Here is an 18856-nt window from a genome sequence, read left to right on the forward strand (position 1 = left end):
ACCGTTCGAGCCTCAGGAGGTGAGGGGGCCGCCTTGCTCCCTGACCAGGGTCATCAGTCTGCGCAGGACAGCCGCCGATTGGCGAACACCGTCATGCTCGAATTCGTTGGTCACCCACGCCTGCAGGTTGGCGACGTGGCGCGCTGTTTCGAGCGAAAGCCCGGCATCGACATACATGTCGTCATGATAGATAACGGCGGCGACCGGCACCTCGTTTGCCGCGAGACGTGCCGAAGCATAGAGCGGGGCGTAGCGCTCATGCGTGGCCAGCGCCTCGACACCTGCCCTGAAGGCCCTGAGCGAGCGAATTTCCTCGAACATCCAGGGATACATCATCTCCCCCGTCAACAGCAGCGGCCGCCGGTCGCCGGCAAAGGCCGGATGCTCGGCGCGGATGCGTTCGGCCGCCCAGGCAGTCGGCGTCCCGGCCTGGCCATAGATGCTTTCCTGCAGAACGGCAAAGAGCGGATTGTCGTCATAGGAGGTCAGCGACATCACCGACGCGAGGAAGCGATCGGAGAGACGGTCTTCATTGGGACCGGAGAAGGCCTCGTCGACCAGCCAATGGATGTTCTCGTAACCCGGCGCCATGCCGAAATCGATGCCGATGGTCTGAAAGCGGCGAACGGAGAGGCGATCGCCATCGGGCAACCGCACCTCGTTGGTCTCGATATAGTCGGCGATCCGGCCGATGCGCTCGGCATCCCCGGGGTAGCGGCGGTAATAGGCAGCGTTCTTTTCGGTGACGCGCGGGTAGGTGCGCCGATAGACATCATCGGCCGTCGCCCCAAGGCCGGCAAGGCCGCCGGTGACATAACAGGCGGAAAGTCCCTCCGGCGCCTTCGAGAGATAGGTAAGTGTCAGGAAGCCGCCATAGCTCTGGCCAAGCGTCTGCCAGCGCCCGCCGCCGAAGACGGTTTTCCTCAGATGTTCGCAATCGGCAACGATGCTGTCGGCGCGAAAGAGAGTGAGATAGTCGGCTGCGGCCCTGCCGTCCGCAAAACGCTCCATCGTCGCACTTTCGATCCGGCTGCTGCGCCCGGTGCCGCGCTGGTCGATCAGGATAACGCGGTGCGTCTTTAGGGCTTCGGCAAGCCATGGCGGCCCGCCGTTGCTCGGCCGCGGCGATTTTCCGCCAGGGCCGCCTTGAAGGAAAGCCAGCAACGGCAGTGTTTCGCGACGGCGGGCGGGATCGCATACTTCGCGTGCGAAAACCCGGATCGTCTCCCCCTCCGGCTTCGACCAATCCAGGGGAACGTCGACCATATGATCGCGTATCAGCATGCCCGGTATGGTGTATTCGACTGCCATCGCCATCGCCATCTCCTCATCTTTCATGTCGACATATTGCCTACAGCGGCATTAGTGTCGGTTCAAGATCCCCGCTGCAAGGCGAGGGCTTCATCGATCTGGAAGCGCAGGAAAAGCAGGAAAACAACATGTCGTGGCAGCATAGGGTACCCCGCATAACTGAGGATGAACGGCAGAACCGCCTCGCCAGGCTTCGCAAAGTGATCGAAGCCGAAGGATTGGCTGCCGTGCTTCTTGGGCCGACCGAAAGCCTGCATTACTTCACGGGGCTGGTCTGGCATCCGAGCGAGAGGTTCCTCGGCGCGCTCGTCACGCCCGCGACCATTTCCTACATCGTTCCGGGGTTCGAGCGCAGCCGTGTCGAAACGCTGCCGCATCTGCCGGGGGAAATCCTGGTCTGGGAAGAGGAGGAGAGCAGCGCCGCTCTCATCGCCCGCCTTGTTGCCCAGGGCGGCAGACTTGCCCTCGACGATGGTTTGCCGCTTTTCTTCTATCATGCATTGGCAGCGGAGATGGGCGCGGCGGGGCTTGCCGATGGCGGGCGGCTGATCCGCGGCCTGCGTTGCATCAAATCGGCCGCGGAGATTGCCCTCATTCAGTATGCGATGGACCTGACGCTTGACGTCCACAGGCAAGTGCATGGGCTTTTGAAGCCGGGCATCAAATCATCCGAGGTGGTCGATTTCATCGACCGGCAGCATCGCCAGGCCGGCGCCGATGCCGGCTCGACATTCTGCATCGTCTCCTTCGGCGCGGCGACCTCGCTTCCGCATGGCGCCGACGGCGACCAGGTCCTTGGTCGCGACGACGTCATTCTCATCGATACCGGCTGCCGGATCGACGGTTATCATTCCGATATCACCAGGACCTATATGCTGGAGGGCGGCGAAAGCGCATTCGAACGGGCCTGGTGGATCGAGCGCGAGGCGCAACAGGCCGTCTTCGACGCGGCCCGGATCGGTGCCGCCTGCTCGAGCCTCGACGATGCGGCCCGCAAGGTGCTTGCCAAACACTCCCTCGGCCCCGACTATCGCCTGCCAGGTTTGCCGCATCGCGCCGGTCATGGCCTCGGACTCGAGATCCACGAGGAACCCTACATCGTTCGCGGCAACGACGCACCGCTTGCCGCCGGCATGTGTTTTTCCAACGAACCGATGATCGTCTTCCCTGGGAAATTCGGGATCCGGCTGGAAGACCATATGTACATGACCGCCGAGGGACCACGCTGGCTGACCAATCCGGCGGCGGGACCGACCGAGCCATTCTCCTGAGCAGGCCCCATCTCCTGCCCGCTCTCGTCCGGCAGATCCAGGAATATATTGCCCGCGATCTCGACCGACAGCTGGCGATCAGCCTATCCTGAAGCGACAGGATTCAAGAGGCGGAGGCAGGCTATCCCAAGCCTGAACGTTGGCGATATGGCGGGCCGTTTCGCGGCATCGGACATATCGACCGGACCGAGGGCTGCCCGCAATTCGATCCACCAAGTATTTCTTCGCAAACGTTACTTGCTTTCTGGCGTAGTACAAGGTTGACTGTGGTTAAACCTGCAGTGTCGAGGATAGGATGATGGACTTGTTCAGAAAGGATGAGGATGACTCCGCGCAATTGCAGAAAATGACACTGAATGGCAGATATAGAAATATGGCAGCGATGCTTTCGATAACAGTGGTTGTCTTTTCTGTATTCTTGATATCGCTTGGCGCTTTAATTGAATTTTTTCAACCTGAGTTTTTTCCAAACGTCATTCTCGATGACGTCCCTTTGCACTACATCGCCTGGTTCATGATTACCTTCGGGATAACTATCGCTGTCATCAACGTAATTTTGGCGGCAAGACGGGAGATCGATCAAGAGAGGGCAGCAAAGATGCTTCCATCGGATATGGTCGAGATCAAAAGGCAGGCTTTGCGTGACCTGCGGACGCATCGAAACTGGTATGCGCGATCTTCCAGGGTGAACCAGTATCTCTGGAATTTTCTCACATTGGGGATCATCGTTCTGAGCGGCCTCTCTTCATTATTTTCGGCTTATGGCACGGTTATCCCCCAATGGCTCCCAATGGCGACCTCCGCGCTCGTGGCGCTTTTCGGCACGATAATCGTTCAATTCCGCATCCGGGACGTCTGGCAATTGAGAGAGCAGGGAAGGATCGAAACGGAGATGCTCGTCGCCGAGGCTCATCTCATTGACATAACGGATGAGCTGGCGACGCTCAAACAGGCAGTCGCTCTTAGAAAGCGCGCTCATGCGCTGGAGATGAAGCAACTCAACCAGTTTTTTGTAGGGACCACCGGAGCCAATCCCTGAGCCCTTTGTCGGCATCCGGCGGCGAGACCGACCGAGCCGTTCTCCTGAGCGGGCGCCATCTCCCGCCCGCTCAGGTAAGCCAGTTCACCCGCGCTAGTCCTGAATGCCAGAGGCGCTCCCTGGCTTGAGCTTGACCTCGATGACCGGAACCACGATCTGAGGTCGACGCACCGGCAGGACGAATGTCAGTTGATCTTCGCCGACGGGGAACTGCGTGTTCGCCCACAATGTATTGGCGGATGGGTGCAACCAAGTGACCTCGCTGCCATCATGCAGGAATTGCGCATATTCGATCTTGCCCGCCAGCGCATCGAAATGCAGATGGCGATAGGGCCAGTTGAAGAGGTGGATATAGAGACGATCGCCATTCTGGGTCAGGCGGCAGTCGGGCGGAGCGGTGAAGTCGGACTGGGTGCAGCCGACGATGCTGCGCTCGTGCAGTGCCATCCACTCCTCATAAGCGGCAAGGGCTGCAATCGCGCGGTGGTCGAGCGTGCCGCGCGCCGTCGGCCCGACATTCATCAGCAGATTGCCGCCCATGGCAACGGTGCCGACCAGCATCTGCACCAGTTGTTCCGTACTTTTCCAGGTGTCCTCGTCGCGGTGGTAGCCCCAGGAACCGCTGAGCGTGTGGCACGCTTCCCAGACGACGCGCCTGCCATCGCGAAGCGGCCGGGCGCGCGGCATATATTGCTCCGGCGTGACGATGTCGGGCTGCAACCCGGCGAGATCGAGCCGGTTGTTGATGATGATATCGGGGGCGAGTTCGCGCACCAGACGCACGAGTTTCTCGCTTTCCCAATCCTGATGGCCCTTTCCAACCAGCTCCCCGAGCTTCCATTGCGGATAGCTGAAATCGAACCACATGATGTCGATCTGGCCGAACTCAGTCAGCAACTCGCGGACCTGCTCGCGCATGAAGGCGGCATAGCGCTGCATGTCCCGGCCTTCGTTGATTTTCAGCGCATCGGGATGATTGCGCTGCGGATGGCGCGGATCGACGGTGAAGTCGGGATGATGCCAGTCGATGAGCGAATAGTAGAACCCGATCCTCAGGCCCTCTGCGCGGAAGGCGTCGACGAACGGACCCAGGAGATCTCGCCCATAAGGCGTGTTGGTCACTTTGAAGTCGGTCGCCTTGGTATCCCAGAGGCAGAAGCCTTCATGGTGCTTGGTGGTCAGCACGACATATTTCATGCCGGCAGCCTTTGCGCGTCTGGCCCATTCACTGGGGTCGTAGAGATCGGGATCGAAATGGTCGAAATATTTCTGGTAGTCGGCGTCGTTCAGTTCTTCGCGGCTCTTGACCCATTCATGGCGTGCCGGCAGGGCATAAAGCCCCCAGTGCACGAACATGCCGAACCGGTCGTGAACGAACCAGGCCTTCTTCTCCTCAGGCAGGGCCAGTGACTGCAGATTGTTGATATCCATCGGATATTCCTCCTGTTCCAAACTTTAAGAGTTGGAGCATGATGTCGTCCGAAAACCGCTCACACTTTTCGGCATCATGCTCCGGGCGTTCAGGTTGTTTCGCGGATGATGAGCTCGGGCACGATGACGATGCCGTGCTGACGGTTTCTGGTGGCGATGCGGCTGAGCAGCAGACGCACGGCTTCCTCCCCCATTTCGCGTTTTTGCACCCGCAAGGTGGTGAGCGCCGGAGACAGCAGTTCGGCAGTCGGAATATCGTCGAAACCGATCAGGGCGATTTGCCCGGGGATCGAAATGCCGGCGGCCCGGCAGGCCTTCATCGCGCCGATCGCATTGAGGTCGTTGTAGCAGACAAGGGCATCGACGCCGGGCGCCTCCGCCAGCAATTGCGTGGCCGCCGTCTGGCCGCCCGCTGCGGTCGGATCGCAATAAACGGTGCCCTGTGCCTTGAGCCCGTGGACCGCCAGGGTCTTGCGAAAGCCGACAAGACGGCTCTTGCCACCAAACGAACTGCGTGGCCCGGCGATGATCGCTATCTTGCGGCGCCCGCGCTCGACCAGATGGTCGATGGCACGCGACGCTCCCGTCTCGTAGTCGGTGACAATCGTCCCGGCGACCTCGTTGGGCGCCTCGCGGTTGATGAGCACCACGGCGCGGTGGGGCGCAAGCGCCTTATGAAGCGCGGCATCGGGCAGCCGCGGGCTGCAGACGATGATCCCGTCGACCCGGTGCCGCAGCAGCGTTTCGATGAGCTCTTCCTCCCGCTTGCTGTTTTCGACGACATTCGACAGAAGCAGGTTGTAGCCGGCAGCGCTTGCGGCATCCTCGGCTCCCCTGATGACTTCGGGAAAGAACGGATTGGTGATGTCGGGAACGAGAAGGCCGATGGCCTTCGATCGATCGGACCGCAATCCGCGTGCAAAGGGATTGGGCCGGTAGTTGAGTTCGCTCGCCGCTAAAATAATCCGTTGACTGGTCTCCGCACTGGCTCCGCCCCGATCATTGAGCACGCGCGATACCGTCATTGGCGACACCCCTGCGGCGCGGGCGACATCGGCGATGGTTATTTTGGATTCTGGCTCTTTGGGGCGGCTCAACTGGATCGTCTCTTTAGGAGGGGCAGGAAGATACGATAACGATAACTAGCATAATTTTCAAGAAAGCCAAGGCTGGCCAGCCACAGTATAAGGCGCCGAGAATCTCTTTGACAAGATTTAACGGTAACGATAACGTTAGAGAAAGAGGAGAATACGTTAACGATAACCTAGAGCGGAATATTGGGAGGAAGGAATGCAACACGTCAGAATCTTAAGACGGCAGGTTGTCTCGACCGTTGCCGCGGCGATCCTCATGGGTGCCGGCTGGGCCGGTGCCGCATTCGGCTTTGAGGAGTCGCCGGAACTGAAGGCGCTGGTCGATGCCGGCAAGCTGCCGCCGGTCGAAAAGCGCTTGCCCAAGGAGCCGCTGGTGCTCACTCCACTTGAATCGGTCGGTACCTATGGCGGTACCTGGCGCACGGCCACCTTTGGCGGTGGCGACAGCGAGATCGAGCGTTCGATCGGATATACGAGACTGGTCCGCTGGAATCCGGAATGGACCGAGGTGATCCCCGATCTCGCCAAGAGCGTCGAGGTCAATGACAATGCCACCGAATATACCTTCACCTTGCGGGAAGGCACACGCTGGTCGGACGGTGAGCCCTTTACCGCGGACGATCTGGTGTGGTGGAACGAGAACGTGCTGCGCAACACCAAGATCACGCCTGCCGCACCCGACTGGCTGACCGCAGGCGGAGAGACCGTCAAGGTCGAAAAGCTCGCCGACGACAAGGTCGTCTTCAAATTTGCCGCGCCGAACGGCCTGTTCCTGATGAACATGGCCACTGTGCGCGGCTCCGATATTCTGGCCGCCGCTCCGGCCCACTACCTCAAGCAATTCCACAAGGATTTCAATCCCGACGGCGTCGATGCCCTGGTGAAGGCCGCCGGCGCAACCGACTGGGTCCAGCTCTTCAACAACAAGATCGGGTTTCCCGGCCGCTGGCGCGATCTCGGCCGTCCAACGCTCGATGCCTGGGTGTTGACCGCGCCCTATAACGGCACCACCCAGGTCGTCGCCGAACGTAGTCCATACTATGCCAAGGTGGATACCGCAGGAAACCAGCTGCCTTACTTCGATCGGATCACCATCGATGTGATGCAGGATACCCAGGCAATCATCCTGAAGGCGATCAGCGGCGAAATCGACATGCAGAACCGCTTCATCGAGACGACGGACGCCCGTACGGTGATCGTGCAGAACCAGGAGAAAGGCGGTTACGACCTGTTCATCGCCCGGCCGGCGTGGTCGAACGCCCTGCTGATCACCCTCAACCAGACCCACAAGAATCCGGCCTTGCGCGCTGTCTTTTCCAACAAGGATTTCCGCATCGGCCTCAGCTACGCCATCAACCGCGAAGAGCTCAACCAGCTAATCTATGCCGGACAGGCCAAGCCTTATCAGGCAGCACCGCGTGAAGGCACTGCGCTCTACGACGAGAAGATGGCGACACAGTATCTGGAGTATAATGTCGATCTCGCCAATCAGTATCTCGATAAGGCCGGCCTTACCAAACATGACTCCGAAGGCTATCGCCTCGGCCAGGACGGCAAGCGGATTACCTTTGCGATCGACGCCTTGACCGGAAGCCCGATCCAGGTGGACGCCCTCGAGATGATCCAACGCTACTGGCGGGCCGTCGGCATCGACATGCAGCCCCGCCCGGCCGAACGTTCGCTGATCTTCTCCCGCCTGCAGAACAATGAGAATGACGGCCTTGGATGGGTTGGCGGCGGTGGCTACGACTTCCTCGGCCTGCTCGATCCCAAATGGTATTTCCCGCACGAATACGAGTCGAGCTTCGCCACGGCCTGGGGCCTCTATTACCAGAACCCCAAGGATCCGAACGCGCAAGAACCGAGCCCCGCTGCCAAGAAGCAGATGGATCTGTACCGGCAGGTGCAGGAAGCGCCGACGCTCGAAAAGCAGTTGGCCGCGATGAAGGAGCTGCTGGCGATTACCCGTGACGAATTCTACGTCATCGGCACCAACCTGGAGCCGGACCGCGTCGGAATCGTCAAGACCAATATGCGCAATGTCCCGAAGGTCATTCCCAGCACATCGTTCTACATGACACCGGGACCGGCCAAACCGGAGACCTTCTACTACCAGCAGTAACGGCACGCGACCGACAGGGATGGCGTTTACGGGCGCCACCCTATCAACACCAGCCCAGTCCCAATCATCCAATCGGATCGGCGGTCGCCGATTGAAGGAGCTTGAACATGGCCGGCTTCATTATCAGACGTCTGCTTTACATGATCCCGATGATGTTCGCGATCTCCGTCGTTACCTTCATCATCATCCAGCTGCCGCCCGGCGACTTCCTGACCGCGATGACCGCGCGTCTGGCCTCCCAGAACGAAACGATCGATCCCGGCGTCATTGCCGGCCTGCGTGAACGCTATGGCCTCGATCAGCCCTGGGCGGTCCAATACTGGAAATGGATCAGTGGCATCCTGCTGCGCGGCGATTTCGGCCAGTCCCTCGATTGGAACAAGCCGGTCAGCGAGCTGATCTGGGCTCGCATGGGCCTGACGATGGTGGTCTCGGTCACTACGCTGCTCTTCGTCTGGGCGGTGGCCTTTCCGATCGGCATCTATTCGGCCGTGCGGCAATATTCGGTGGGAGATTACTTCGCCACCTTCTTTGGCTTTCTCGGCCTTGCCATCCCGAACTTCCTGCTGGCGCTGGTGCTGATGTATGTTTCGGCCCAATATTTCGGCCAAAGTACCGGCGGGCTGTTTTCGCCCGCCTATATCAATGCCGTCTGGAGCTGGGCCAAGCTCGGCGATCTCATGTCGCATATGTGGATCCCGGTCGTCGTTCTCGGCACCGGCGCCACGGCAGCGCTGATCCGCATCATGCGCGCCAACCTCCTCGACGAGCTCAACAAGCCCTATGTCGACATGGCCCGCGCCCGGGGCTTGAGCGAAATCCGGCTGCTGTTGAAATATCCGGTGCGGGTGGCGCTCAACCCGTTCGTCTCGACTGTCGGCTGGGTGCTGCCGCACCTCGTCTCCGGCTCGGTGGTGGTCTCCATCGTCCTCAGCCTGCCGATCACCGGACCGCTGCTGCTCAACGCCCTTTTTGCCCAGGACATGTATCTGGCCGGCACGTTCATTCTGCTGATGAGCATGCTGACGCTGATCGGCACACTGATTTCGGATCTGCTGCTCGCCTGGCTCGATCCACGCATTCGCAACGACTGAAGGACGAGACCAATGACCGATCAAGCCATCGCGCTACAGCCTGAACTGATCCAGAATTCCGACGCGGTCGCCGGGCAGTGGAAGCTCATCTGGCGGCGCTTCCGTCGCCATCGGCTGGCGCTGGCGGCCGGCGTCGTCATCTTTTTGATCTACCTGGTCGCCCTGTTTGCCGAGGTTCTTGCCCCGGTTTCGTCGCAGACCTACGATTCCCGCTACACCTATGCGCCGCCGCAGCAGATCAAGTTCGCCGGCTACGACGCGGCCGGGCAGTTTCATCCGCTCTACGTCAACGGTTATTCGATGAAGGTTGACCCGATCGCGCTCAGCCGCAATTACGTGGCCGATCCGGCCGTCGTCATCCCCCTCGGCTTCTTCGTCAAGGGCGAACCCTACCGGCTCTGGGGGCTGTTTAATTTCGACCGGCACCTGATCGGCCCGATCGAGATGGGCAAACCATTCTACCTGTTCGGCGCCGATCGCCTCGGTCGCGACGTCTTCAGCCGGACGGTCCACGGCACGCGCGTTTCGATGTCCGTCGGACTGATTGGGGTCGCAATCAGCCTCATCCTCGGCATCATCCTGGGCGGTATTTCGGGGCTCTACGGCGGCTGGGTGGACGACGTGATCCAGCGCTCCATCGAGCTCATCAACTCTATCCCGACCATCCCGCTGTGGATGGGCCTTGCGGCTGCCGTTCCGATCAGCGCCGATCCGCTCCTGGTCTATCTCTGGATCACCATCATTCTGTCGCTGATCGGCTGGACCGACCTGGCGCGGGTGGTGCGCGGCCGCTTCCTGTCGCTCAAGACGGAAGACTTCGTGATCGCCGCCCGTCTCGACGGCTGTTCGCAGATGCGCATCATCTGGCGGCACATGGTCCCGTCCTTCATGAGCCACATCATCGCCTCGGTGACGCTCGCCATCCCGACGATGATCCTTGCCGAAACCGCGCTCTCCTTCCTCGGCATCGGCCTGCGCCCGCCGGTGGTGAGCTGGGGCGTGCTGCTTCAGGAGGCACAGAATATTCTCGCCGTCTCGAGCGCACCCTGGCTGTTTCTTCCCGGTCTCGCGGTGATTGTCACCGTGCTCGCCCTCAATTTCCTCGGTGATGGATTACGCGATGCTGCAGATCCCTATGAATACTGATCCCAATTTTGCCGCAGCCGGCGGCCGGCAAGCGGCTCGTGACCTGCTGATTGAGGTCGATGATCTCAGGACGCATTTCTTCGGTGGTGCGGGCACGATCAAGGCGGTCGACGGCGTCTCCTTTTCCATCCCGCGCGGCAAGACGGTCTGCGTTGTCGGCGAGTCCGGTTCGGGCAAGAGCATCACCGGCCGCTCGATCCTCAACCAGGTTCCGCGGGGAGGGCGGATCGTCTCGGGCGCAATCCGCTACCGGCCGGATCCGGCAGCACCCTTCGTCGACCTGGCGGCGCTCGATCCACGCGGCCATGACATGCGGGCGATCCGCGGTGCCCAGATCGGCCTGATCAGCCAGGAGCCGATGGCCGCACTTTCCCCCGTTCATACGATCGGCAACCAGATGGTCGAGGTGATCCGCCTGCATCTGAAGATGGGAAAGAAGGAGGCGCGCGAACATGCCATCGAGACATTGGCTCTGGTCGGCATTCCGCGGCCTGCCGAGCGCATGGAAAGTTATGCCTTCCAGTTTTCCGGCGGCATGCGCCAGCGCGTCTGCATCGCGCTCGCGCTCGCCTGCCGCCCCAAGCTGCTGATCGCCGACGAGCCGACCACGGCGCTCGATGTGACCACCCAGGCCAATATCCTCGATCTCCTGGCCTCGCTGCAGGCCGAATTCGGGCTCTCGGTGCTGTTCGTGACCCATGATCTCGGTGTGGTGGCCGAAATCGCCGACGAAGTCGTCGTCATGTATGTCGGCCGGGTCGTGGAGGCAGGCAATGTCGACACGATCTTCCACGCACCGGCGCATCCCTACACCAAGGCGCTGCTGCAATCGGTGCCGCGCATGCATGGGCAACCCGCCGAACGGCTGGCGATCATCGATGGCATGGTGCCGTCGCGGTTCAACCGGCCCCCGGGCTGCAGCTTTCATCCCCGGTGCAAAGAGGCAAGGGCCGGCCTGTGCGAGCAAAAGGATCCGCAACCCGTCGCCATCGGCGACGGGCATGTCGCCAGCTGTCTGCTTTACGAAGGAAGACAATGATGGCCGATCCCATGACCCAACCAAGCCCTTTGCTCGAACTGAACGACCTCAGGATGCATTTCCCCATTCGCAAGGGCGCATTCCGGCGCGTGGTCGGACACGTCAAGGCGGTCGACGGCGTTTCGCTTCGCGTCCAGGATGGCGAAACACTCGGCATTGTCGGGGAGTCCGGTTGCGGCAAGTCCACGCTTGCCCGCACCGTCCTGCGCATCTATCAGCCGACGAGTGGCGAAATCCGCTATCGCAGCCGCAGTGGCGGCACGGTCGATCTCGCGGCGTTGTCGGGTTCTGCCCTCGACGAAGTCCATCGCGACCTGCGCATCGTGTTTCAGGACCCGCAATCTTCGCTCAATCCGCGCCTTCCTGTCATCGACATCATCGGCGAGGTGCTAAGCGTCAACGGCCTCGCCAAGGGCCGGGAGCTGGAGCACCGGGTCGCCGACCTGATGCAGAGCGTCGGCCTGCGGCCCGAATACATGCACCGCTATCCCCACGCGTTTTCCGGCGGCGAGCGCCAGCGCATCGGCATAGCCCGGGCGCTGGCCTCCAATCCGCGGCTGGTGATCGCCGATGAGGCCGTTTCGGCGCTCGATGTCAGCGTGCAGGCACAAACCATCAACCTCTTGCAGGACCTGCAGGAACAGTTCGGTCTGACCTATCTCTTCGTCGCCCACGACCTCTCGGTCGTCCGGCACATCTCAGACAATATCGCCGTCATGTATGTCGGTCGGGTGGTCGAAAAGGCGCCGACCGAACAGATCTTCTCGCGACCCCTCCACCCCTACACCGAAGCGCTGCTCTCGGCGGTGCCGATTGCCGATCCGAGGATGCGCCGCCATGGCCAGCGCATTCGGCTGGCGGGCGAGGTCGCCGATCCCGCTCATCCGCCTCCCGGCTGCGCATTTCATCCGCGCTGCCGCTACGCCACCGAGCTTTGCAAGCAGGAGGTGCCGGGCTTACGCACCGTTACCGCCGATGGGCACGCAGTGGCCTGTCACTACGCCGAATCCTTGTCGCTTAATCCCTTCGCCGACCGTACCGTTCCGGAGTTCAATTGATGCCCGAATTCATTCCACGCTCCGAGCAGCGTCCCATTGTGGATACCTCCTCCACGACGCTCGATCTCATCTACTTCGACCTCGTCACGCTTTCGGCCGATGGCCAGGACACGCGGCGGCTGCCCATGCACGAAAGCCTCTACGTCGTGCTGTCGGGGCAGGTGGATATCGAGGTGAATGACATCATGTTCGAAGCGGTGGGCCGGCGAGCCGATATCTGGGGAGGCGATGCGGACTCGGTTTACGCGCCCGTCGGCGCCAATGTCCGGATATCGGCTCGTGGCGCGGCAGCGGAAGTGGCCATCGCCGGCGGCCTCTGCGACACGCGTTACGCCCCGTTTCGCATCACACCGGATGAGGTCGACGCGGTCAATGTCGGCTCGTCGGACACGCACAGCCAGCGGCGGATCGTCCACCTGCTCGGACAACGGCAGAACGGACGCTGCGGCAACCTGCTGGTGAGCGAACTCTATGCCGGCGAGGGCTGCTGGTCCGGCTATCCCCCTCACAAGCACGATACCGAAGACGGCGATGTCGAGACCCGGCACGAAGAACTCTATCACTACCGCTTCCAGCCAGAGACCGGCTTCGGCAGCCAGATCACCTATGACGAAGACGGTCCGGTCAAGATCCTCATGACCCGCAACGGCGACACTGTCCTGGTCGACCGGGGTTACCACCCGACAGTCACCTCGCCGGGGCACCGAGGCTATATCTTTACCATTCTCGTCGGCAAGCATCGCCGGGGGCTGATCCAGCGCTTCGATCCCGCCCATCAGCATCTGACCAAAACCATCCCCGGCATCGATGCGATGCGCGACAAGTTCAAATAATCCGGCTGGTGGCTTCGTGCGCCGGCATTGCGGCGCGTCGCCAAACTTTCGCCCAAGGAGAGACGACCCATGCGTGAACGTACGCGAATAAACGTTGATGCCAGTGAAGCGGTGCGCCCGTTCAACCGGTTCTGGCGCGGCACCGGCTTTTCGCCGGCCGAGCTGCTGCTCGAGCCCGAGATGCACCAGATGCTCGCCTATATCGGCGGCCTGCCGAATGAGGGCATCAAGTTCCTGCGGGTGCATTATCTCTACAATCTGCTGAGCGCAAAGGGCGGGGCCGGCTATGACTGGTCCCTGCTCGATCGCGCGCTCGACGTGATGATCGAACACCGGCTGAAGCCGTTCTTCGAGCTGATGGGCAACCCGTCGGGCCTGTTCACCGACTATGAGGACATGGATCAGGTCAGGCGCTGGCGGGATCTCGTGACGGCAACAGTCGACCGTTATGGCGCGCGTTACGGCATGGACGAATTGCGCACATGGTATTTCGAAACGACGAACGAGGCCGACTCCGGCTGGTGGACCTACGGGATCAAGGGTTACACCAACTACTACGACGCCTGCGTCGCCGGGCTCGACGCCATCGATCCGAGCCTGTCGATGGGCGGGCCTGGCACCGCCCGCACGCTCTCGCCGATCTTTCGCGCCCTCATGGCTCATTGCGACAGCGGCACGAACTGCCTGACCGGCGGTGGCCCGCCGCGCATCGATTACATCTCGATCCACGAAAAGGGCGTCAACGGCAGCAAGGAAGACCTGACCCCGAAAACCAGCGCCATCGTCGACCGCACGCTTCTCGTCGTCGACTATCTCAAGGAGCATCACCCGCGCCTGGCAGGCCTTCCCATCATCAATGATGAATGCGATCCGCAGCTCGGCTGGAGCGATCATCATAGCTGGCACGGCAAAGCCTATTACGCCGGCATCATCGCCCGCATCATCGAACAGCACGACCGGCGCATCATCGCCCCGAAAGCAGCGAATTTCGCCTTCCTCAGCAATGACCACGCCTTTATCGGCGGCTGGAGCCAGCGCACGATCTTTGCCTATTTCGGTTCGCGCAATTTCACCAAGGCGCAGTGGGAGCACAAGACCAATCTGGATGTGCTGGTGACGGATGTCGACAGGGCGCCGCCCTTCGACATCATCAAAAAGCCCGGCCTCACATCGATGGAGCTGCTGGCAACGCTCGGCGATACCGTTTGCAAGGTGACGGCCGAACCGCCGCTTGCTCCCGATCAGGATGGCCTGGCGATCCTGCCGACACGGCTGCCGGGCGGCGGTGTTTCCATCAGCCTCATCCATAGCGTCGATGCCATCAACCGTTCGGGCCGGACCGCGGTCCGTCTCGAGGTGAGCGGCTTGGTTCCTGGCCGCCACGCGCTTTGCCTGCTGCGCATCGACGAGGAATTCACCAATCCGATGGAGGTCTGGGAAGCCCAGCGCGACGAAAGCAATCCGCGTGGCCCCTTCGAGCCGGTCGGCGCACCGCCCGCACCTGATGAAGCGCAGTTTGCCGAGCTGCGCCGGGCGCAGGAGCCGGCACTGCTGCATCCGATCAGCGTCGTTGCGTGCGAAGAAGGCCGGATCAGCGTCGACCTGGATGTGCCATTGCCGTCGCTGACGCAGGTGCTTGTCGTTCCCGATATCGGCGCCCCCCCGGCGGCACCGACCGGCCTTGCCGTCGAACGCTACCTTGGTCTTGGCGGCCGGGAGGAGCGCATGCTGTTCTGGGCTGCCGGCGATATCAGCCCGGCCATCTTCTACGATGTCCTGGTCAGCACCGATGGCGGGACTTTCGAAAAGGTCAGTTCTGCCCCGCTGATCTCGACGGCATTCCTTCACATGTCGCCGCCGGAGGGCGTGCGTTATGCGGTGTGCGCCCGCGATGCATTTGGCCGCCGCAGCGAGCTTTGTGTCTCCCGCTCATGAACGATGCCTTTCTGCCTGGGATCTGATCGATGGATATCGCCTATTTCACCAAGACCCTGGAGGGCCTGTCGCTCGAGAAGGCGGCCGGGATTACGGCCGGTTTGGGGTTCGATTGCGCTGATCTTCTCATTCGCGATGGTCACGCCGTTTCCCCTGACAGGCCGGAGGAAATCGTCAATGCGGTAAAGCTCTTTGCCGCAGCCGGCCTGCGCACCCCGATGGCGACCATCGATTCCACCCGGCCCGACGATGCCGCCTCCCGGCTTCTCGGTTGTTGCGGCGAGGCTGGCATCGGGCAGGTCCGGCTTGGCTTTTGGCGCTACGACCCGTCGCGGCGCTGGCAGGCCCAGCTTGATGAGGCGCGGCGCGATCTCGACGGCTTCGAGCGCCTGGCCGAACGCTTCGGCATCAAGCTGACGATCCAGCTTCACGGCGGCACCCTGCACAGCTCGGGCGCGCTGGCGATGCGATTGCTGGCCGGGCGTGATCCCATCAGAATTGGCGCCTATCCCGATCCGGCCAATCAGATCATTCGCGAGGGGAGCGAGGACTGGCGTCTGACCCTCGATATTCTCGAACCGTGGTTCTGCTGCATGGGCGTCAAGAACAGCGGTTGGTTCCCCGGCGCTTACGGAGCTCATGGCCAACGCGCATGGCATTCGGACTGGTACGGGCTCGACGAAGGCATGGTGCCTTGGAACGAAATCGTCCCGCATCTGGTGGCCACAGGCTTTACCGGCGTGGTCTCGATGCATTCCCAATACCGCGTTCCCCGGGAACAGGCGCTCGACAAGGTCCGCGCCGATCTTGCCCATCTCAGGCGCCTGGTCGCCGCAGCGAAAGAGTAGAACCATGAACGAACAGGCTCCCGTTATCGCCGTACTGCTGACCGAAAAGACCCGCCGGATGATGCTGGACGACGTGGCGATTGCCCAGTTGAACGCCCTCGGCGAGGTGCGTTGGCCGACCGGCGCCACAATCGACGCCACCGATGTCGACAAGCTGCTGCAGGGCGCTGTCGCGTGCCTCACCGGATGGGGCACGCCGCCCTTCGATCCCGCCGCGCGCCAGCGCCATCCGCAACTCGCCCTTGTCGCTCATTCAGCAGGCAGCGTCCGCACACTCGTTCCCGCCCGTCTGTTCGACGATGGCATTCGCGTCACCCATGCCGCCTCGAAAATTGCCGCCTCGGTTGCGGAGTTCGTGGTCGCCGAAGCGCTTTTGGCGATGCGCGGCATTCATCGGCTGCATCATCAATTGCGCAACGGCGGCGAATGGCTCGAGGTCCGCGCAGCCGTACCGCAAAAATTGCTGGGCGCCAGAACGGTCGGCATCGTCGGCGCCGGATATGTCGGGCGGGCGGTCATGCGGCTGCTCGTTCCATTCGGCTGCCGCGTGCTGGTCGTCGATCCCTTTCTCCATGATAGCGAGGCTGCTGCGCTCGGCGTTTTCAATGCCGGGTTGAACGATATGCTGGCTCAGAGCGACGTGATCTCGCTGCATGCGCCTGTCCTGCCCGAAACGCGCCGCATGATCGGCGCCCGCGAACTGGCGCTGCTGCGCCCCGGCGCGCTGTTCATCAATACGGCGCGCTCGCAGCTGGTCGACGAGGCGGCTCTGCTCGCCGAGATCCGTTCCGGCCGTATCGAGGCGGCTCTTGATGTCTTTGACGACGAGCCGCTGCCTGCAGATAGTCCGTTCCGCGATCCCGCACTGGCCAATGTCACCATATCACCCCATGCTGCCGGCCACACCGAAGAGGCACATCTTGCCCAAGGGCAGGCGATGGTGAATGAAATCGGCCGGCTGCTTCGCCGCGAACCGCTCCACCACGAAGTGTCCCGCGCCATGCTCGACCGCATGGCATGACCATGGACAGAAGCATTGGAGGTTCCGTGACGGCGCCGCGCATCAGAATCATCGAGATCGACGCTTTCGAGCGCGACATCAGCCTGCGCCTGCCGTTCCGTTTTGGCGCGTCAACTCTCGAAAAGGCGCCGCAAGCCTTTCTGAGGGTCCGCGTCGAGGATGAAGAGGGGCGAACCGCCCTTGGCGCCGCCGTCGAGATGATGGTGCCGAAATGGTTCGACAAGAACCCGGCGCTGACGCCGGCGCAAAATGTCGATCAGTTGCGCACCTCGATCCGCACTGCTGCGGCCGCTTCGCTCGAGCCGTCGGCGCCGACGACATTGTTTGGCGCCGCGCGCCTGAACGAGATGGAAACCGTGCGGCGTTTGCCTGGAAATCCGTTGGCCGCCGGTTTTGGTCCGTCGCTCATCGCCCGCGCCGCGCTCGATGCCTATTGCCGCCTTGCCGGCATTTCCTTCTTCGAGGCGGTGCGGAGCAATCTCATCGGCATTGGCGGCCCCATGCTGCCCGACGATATCGACGTGGATGCAGCGTTGGCGGTGCTTGCCGATCTTCGTCCTGCCGGCTCGATCTTGGCCCGGCATACGATCGGGCTTGTCGATCCGATCAGCGAGGGCGATGTCGTCCATCCCGTCGATGACGGCCTGCCGGAAAGCCTCGAGGCGGTGATCGCGCGCTATGGCAACCGCTGGTTCAAGATCAAGCTTTCGGGCGCGCTCGATGCCGATATCGACCGCCTGACGCGGATCGCCGCCGTGCTGGATCGCCTGTCCGACTATCGGGTGACGGTCGATGGCAACGAACAGTTTGCCGCCCCCGAACAGCTTGCCGCCTTGCTGGCGCAAATCGAGGCGACGCCTCGGCTGGCGAGGTTGCGTGCGGCCATTGCCTTTGTCGAACAGCCGTTCTCGCGCGCGATCACCATGGACACGCCGCTGGGGGACCTGGCGGCGCAATTGCCCTTCCTGATCGATGAGAGCGACGACGGCGACGGGGCCTTCGCCGCCGCCAAGCGGCTCGGTTATACCGGCGTCTCCTCGAAAACCTGCAAGGGCATCTACCGTTCGCTCATGAAGGCGATCCGCATCAGAACCGGAACCGTGCCGGGACTGTTCCTTTCGGGCGAGGATCTGACCTGCCAGGCGGGGCTTGCCGTGCAACAGGATCTGGCGCTGGTCTCGCTGCTCGGCCTCTCGCATGTCGAGCGCAACGGCCATCACTATGTGGCCGGCATGCAGGGGGCGCCGCAGGCGGAGAAGGCGCGCTTTGCCGCGGCCCATCCCGATCTCTACGAGCAGGGTGGCGACGGACCGCTGCTGTCGATCCGCGACGGACGGATCGCCATCGCTTCGCTCGGGGCGGTCGGCTACGCGAGCGGCGCCTTGCCCGATTTCGAAGCCATGACGCCAATGTCATGACGCCCGGCAATGTTCAGCATGAGATAGGGCGTGCTGCCCTGTTGAACTGTTCGATCTGTCCGGCAAACATGCCCTGATCACCCGGAGCATCAATCACCCCGTTCCTCCAATTGAAATGTCTTCCAGGAGAGCATGACGCTCTATTCGAGCGTTTTCTGCGCGGCCTGATTGGATCCCGGGACTTAAGCAAGCAGCA

General features: G+C 61.9%; 15 protein-coding genes. 12 read left to right on the top strand and 3 right to left on the bottom strand.

Features of this window, described 5'->3' with window-relative positions; genetic code table 11:
* Window positions 1-12: 12 nt before the first annotated feature.
* Window positions 13-1311 (bottom strand): alpha/beta fold hydrolase, encoded by a 1299-nt coding sequence (locus CUJ84_RS36825; protein WP_105010504.1) that lies wholly within the window; start codon window positions 1309-1311, stop codon window positions 13-15.
* Window positions 1312-1439: 128 nt separating this feature from the next.
* On the opposite strand from CUJ84_RS36825, the gene CUJ84_RS36830 reads away from it, so the two are divergent.
* Window positions 1440-2582: a M24 family metallopeptidase gene (locus CUJ84_RS36830; RefSeq protein WP_105010353.1), complete on the top strand. Its 1143-nt coding sequence runs from the start codon at window positions 1440-1442 to the stop codon at window positions 2580-2582.
* Window positions 2583-2880: 298 nt separating this feature from the next.
* Window positions 2881-3621, top strand: a complete 741-nt coding sequence (locus tag CUJ84_RS36835) for a DUF4231 domain-containing protein (protein ID WP_105010354.1) — start codon at window positions 2881-2883, stop codon at window positions 3619-3621.
* Window positions 3622-3714: 93 nt separating this feature from the next.
* Here the strand turns inward: CUJ84_RS36835 and CUJ84_RS36840 are convergent, their stop codons facing one another.
* Together CUJ84_RS36840 and CUJ84_RS36845 are read right to left on the bottom strand one after the other, a co-directional pair.
* Window positions 3715-5052, bottom strand: a complete 1338-nt coding sequence (locus CUJ84_RS36840; RefSeq protein ID WP_105010355.1) for an alpha-L-fucosidase — start codon at window positions 5050-5052, stop codon at window positions 3715-3717.
* An 89-nt stretch (window positions 5053-5141) separates the two neighbouring features.
* Window positions 5142-6149: a LacI family DNA-binding transcriptional regulator gene (locus CUJ84_RS36845; protein ID WP_105010356.1), complete on the bottom strand. Its 1008-nt coding sequence runs from the start codon at window positions 6147-6149 to the stop codon at window positions 5142-5144.
* A 193-nt stretch (window positions 6150-6342) separates the two neighbouring features.
* Between CUJ84_RS36845 and CUJ84_RS36850 the strand changes: the two genes are divergently transcribed.
* The 10 genes from CUJ84_RS36850 (at window position 6343) to CUJ84_RS36895 (ending at window position 18660) form a co-directional block, all read left to right on the top strand.
* On the top strand, window positions 6343-8268 hold the full coding sequence (locus tag CUJ84_RS36850) for an ABC transporter substrate-binding protein (RefSeq protein ID WP_105010357.1): 1926 nt from the start codon (window positions 6343-6345) through the stop codon (window positions 8266-8268).
* A 107-nt stretch (window positions 8269-8375) separates the two neighbouring features.
* Window positions 8376-9362 carry an ABC transporter permease gene (locus CUJ84_RS36855; protein ID WP_105010358.1) on the top strand — a complete coding sequence of 329 codons (987 nt, stop codon included), beginning with the start codon at window positions 8376-8378 and terminating at the stop codon, window positions 9360-9362.
* A 12-nt stretch (window positions 9363-9374) separates the two neighbouring features.
* Window positions 9375-10508 carry an ABC transporter permease gene (locus CUJ84_RS36860; RefSeq protein WP_105010359.1) on the top strand — a complete coding sequence of 378 codons (1134 nt, stop codon included), beginning with the start codon at window positions 9375-9377 and terminating at the stop codon, window positions 10506-10508.
* Window positions 10498-11547: an ABC transporter ATP-binding protein gene (locus CUJ84_RS36865; protein ID WP_105010360.1), complete on the top strand. Its 1050-nt coding sequence runs from the start codon at window positions 10498-10500 to the stop codon at window positions 11545-11547. The genes CUJ84_RS36860 and CUJ84_RS36865 overlap by 11 nt, the downstream gene beginning before the upstream one ends.
* A complete protein-coding gene (locus tag CUJ84_RS36870; RefSeq protein ID WP_199788906.1) occupies window positions 11547-12605 on the top strand; it encodes an ABC transporter ATP-binding protein in 1059 nt (352 codons plus the stop codon). Before CUJ84_RS36865 ends, CUJ84_RS36870 begins: the two co-directional genes overlap by 1 nt.
* Window positions 12605-13438: a 5-deoxy-glucuronate isomerase gene (locus tag CUJ84_RS36875; protein ID WP_105010362.1), complete on the top strand. Its 834-nt coding sequence runs from the start codon at window positions 12605-12607 to the stop codon at window positions 13436-13438. Before CUJ84_RS36870 ends, CUJ84_RS36875 begins: the two co-directional genes overlap by 1 nt.
* A 69-nt stretch (window positions 13439-13507) precedes the next feature.
* Window positions 13508-15373, top strand: coding sequence for a GH39 family glycosyl hydrolase (locus CUJ84_RS36880; protein WP_105010363.1), 1866 nt, complete (start codon window positions 13508-13510; stop codon window positions 15371-15373).
* 29 nt (window positions 15374-15402) lie between these two features.
* Window positions 15403-16221, top strand: a complete 819-nt coding sequence (locus CUJ84_RS36885; RefSeq protein ID WP_105010364.1) for a sugar phosphate isomerase/epimerase family protein — start codon at window positions 15403-15405, stop codon at window positions 16219-16221.
* A 4-nt stretch (window positions 16222-16225) separates the two neighbouring features.
* Window positions 16226-17242, top strand: a complete 1017-nt coding sequence (locus tag CUJ84_RS36890; RefSeq protein WP_105010365.1) for a hydroxyacid dehydrogenase — start codon at window positions 16226-16228, stop codon at window positions 17240-17242.
* Window positions 17239-18660 (top strand): mandelate racemase, encoded by a 1422-nt coding sequence (locus CUJ84_RS36895; RefSeq protein WP_105010366.1) that lies wholly within the window; start codon window positions 17239-17241, stop codon window positions 18658-18660. The genes CUJ84_RS36890 and CUJ84_RS36895 overlap by 4 nt, the downstream gene beginning before the upstream one ends.
* The last annotated feature ends 196 nt before the right edge of the window (window positions 18661-18856 follow it).

Origin of the sequence: Rhizobium leguminosarum, assembly GCF_002953715.1 — a bacterium.
GTDB classification, from domain to species: domain Bacteria; phylum Pseudomonadota; class Alphaproteobacteria; order Rhizobiales; family Rhizobiaceae; genus Rhizobium; species Rhizobium leguminosarum_V.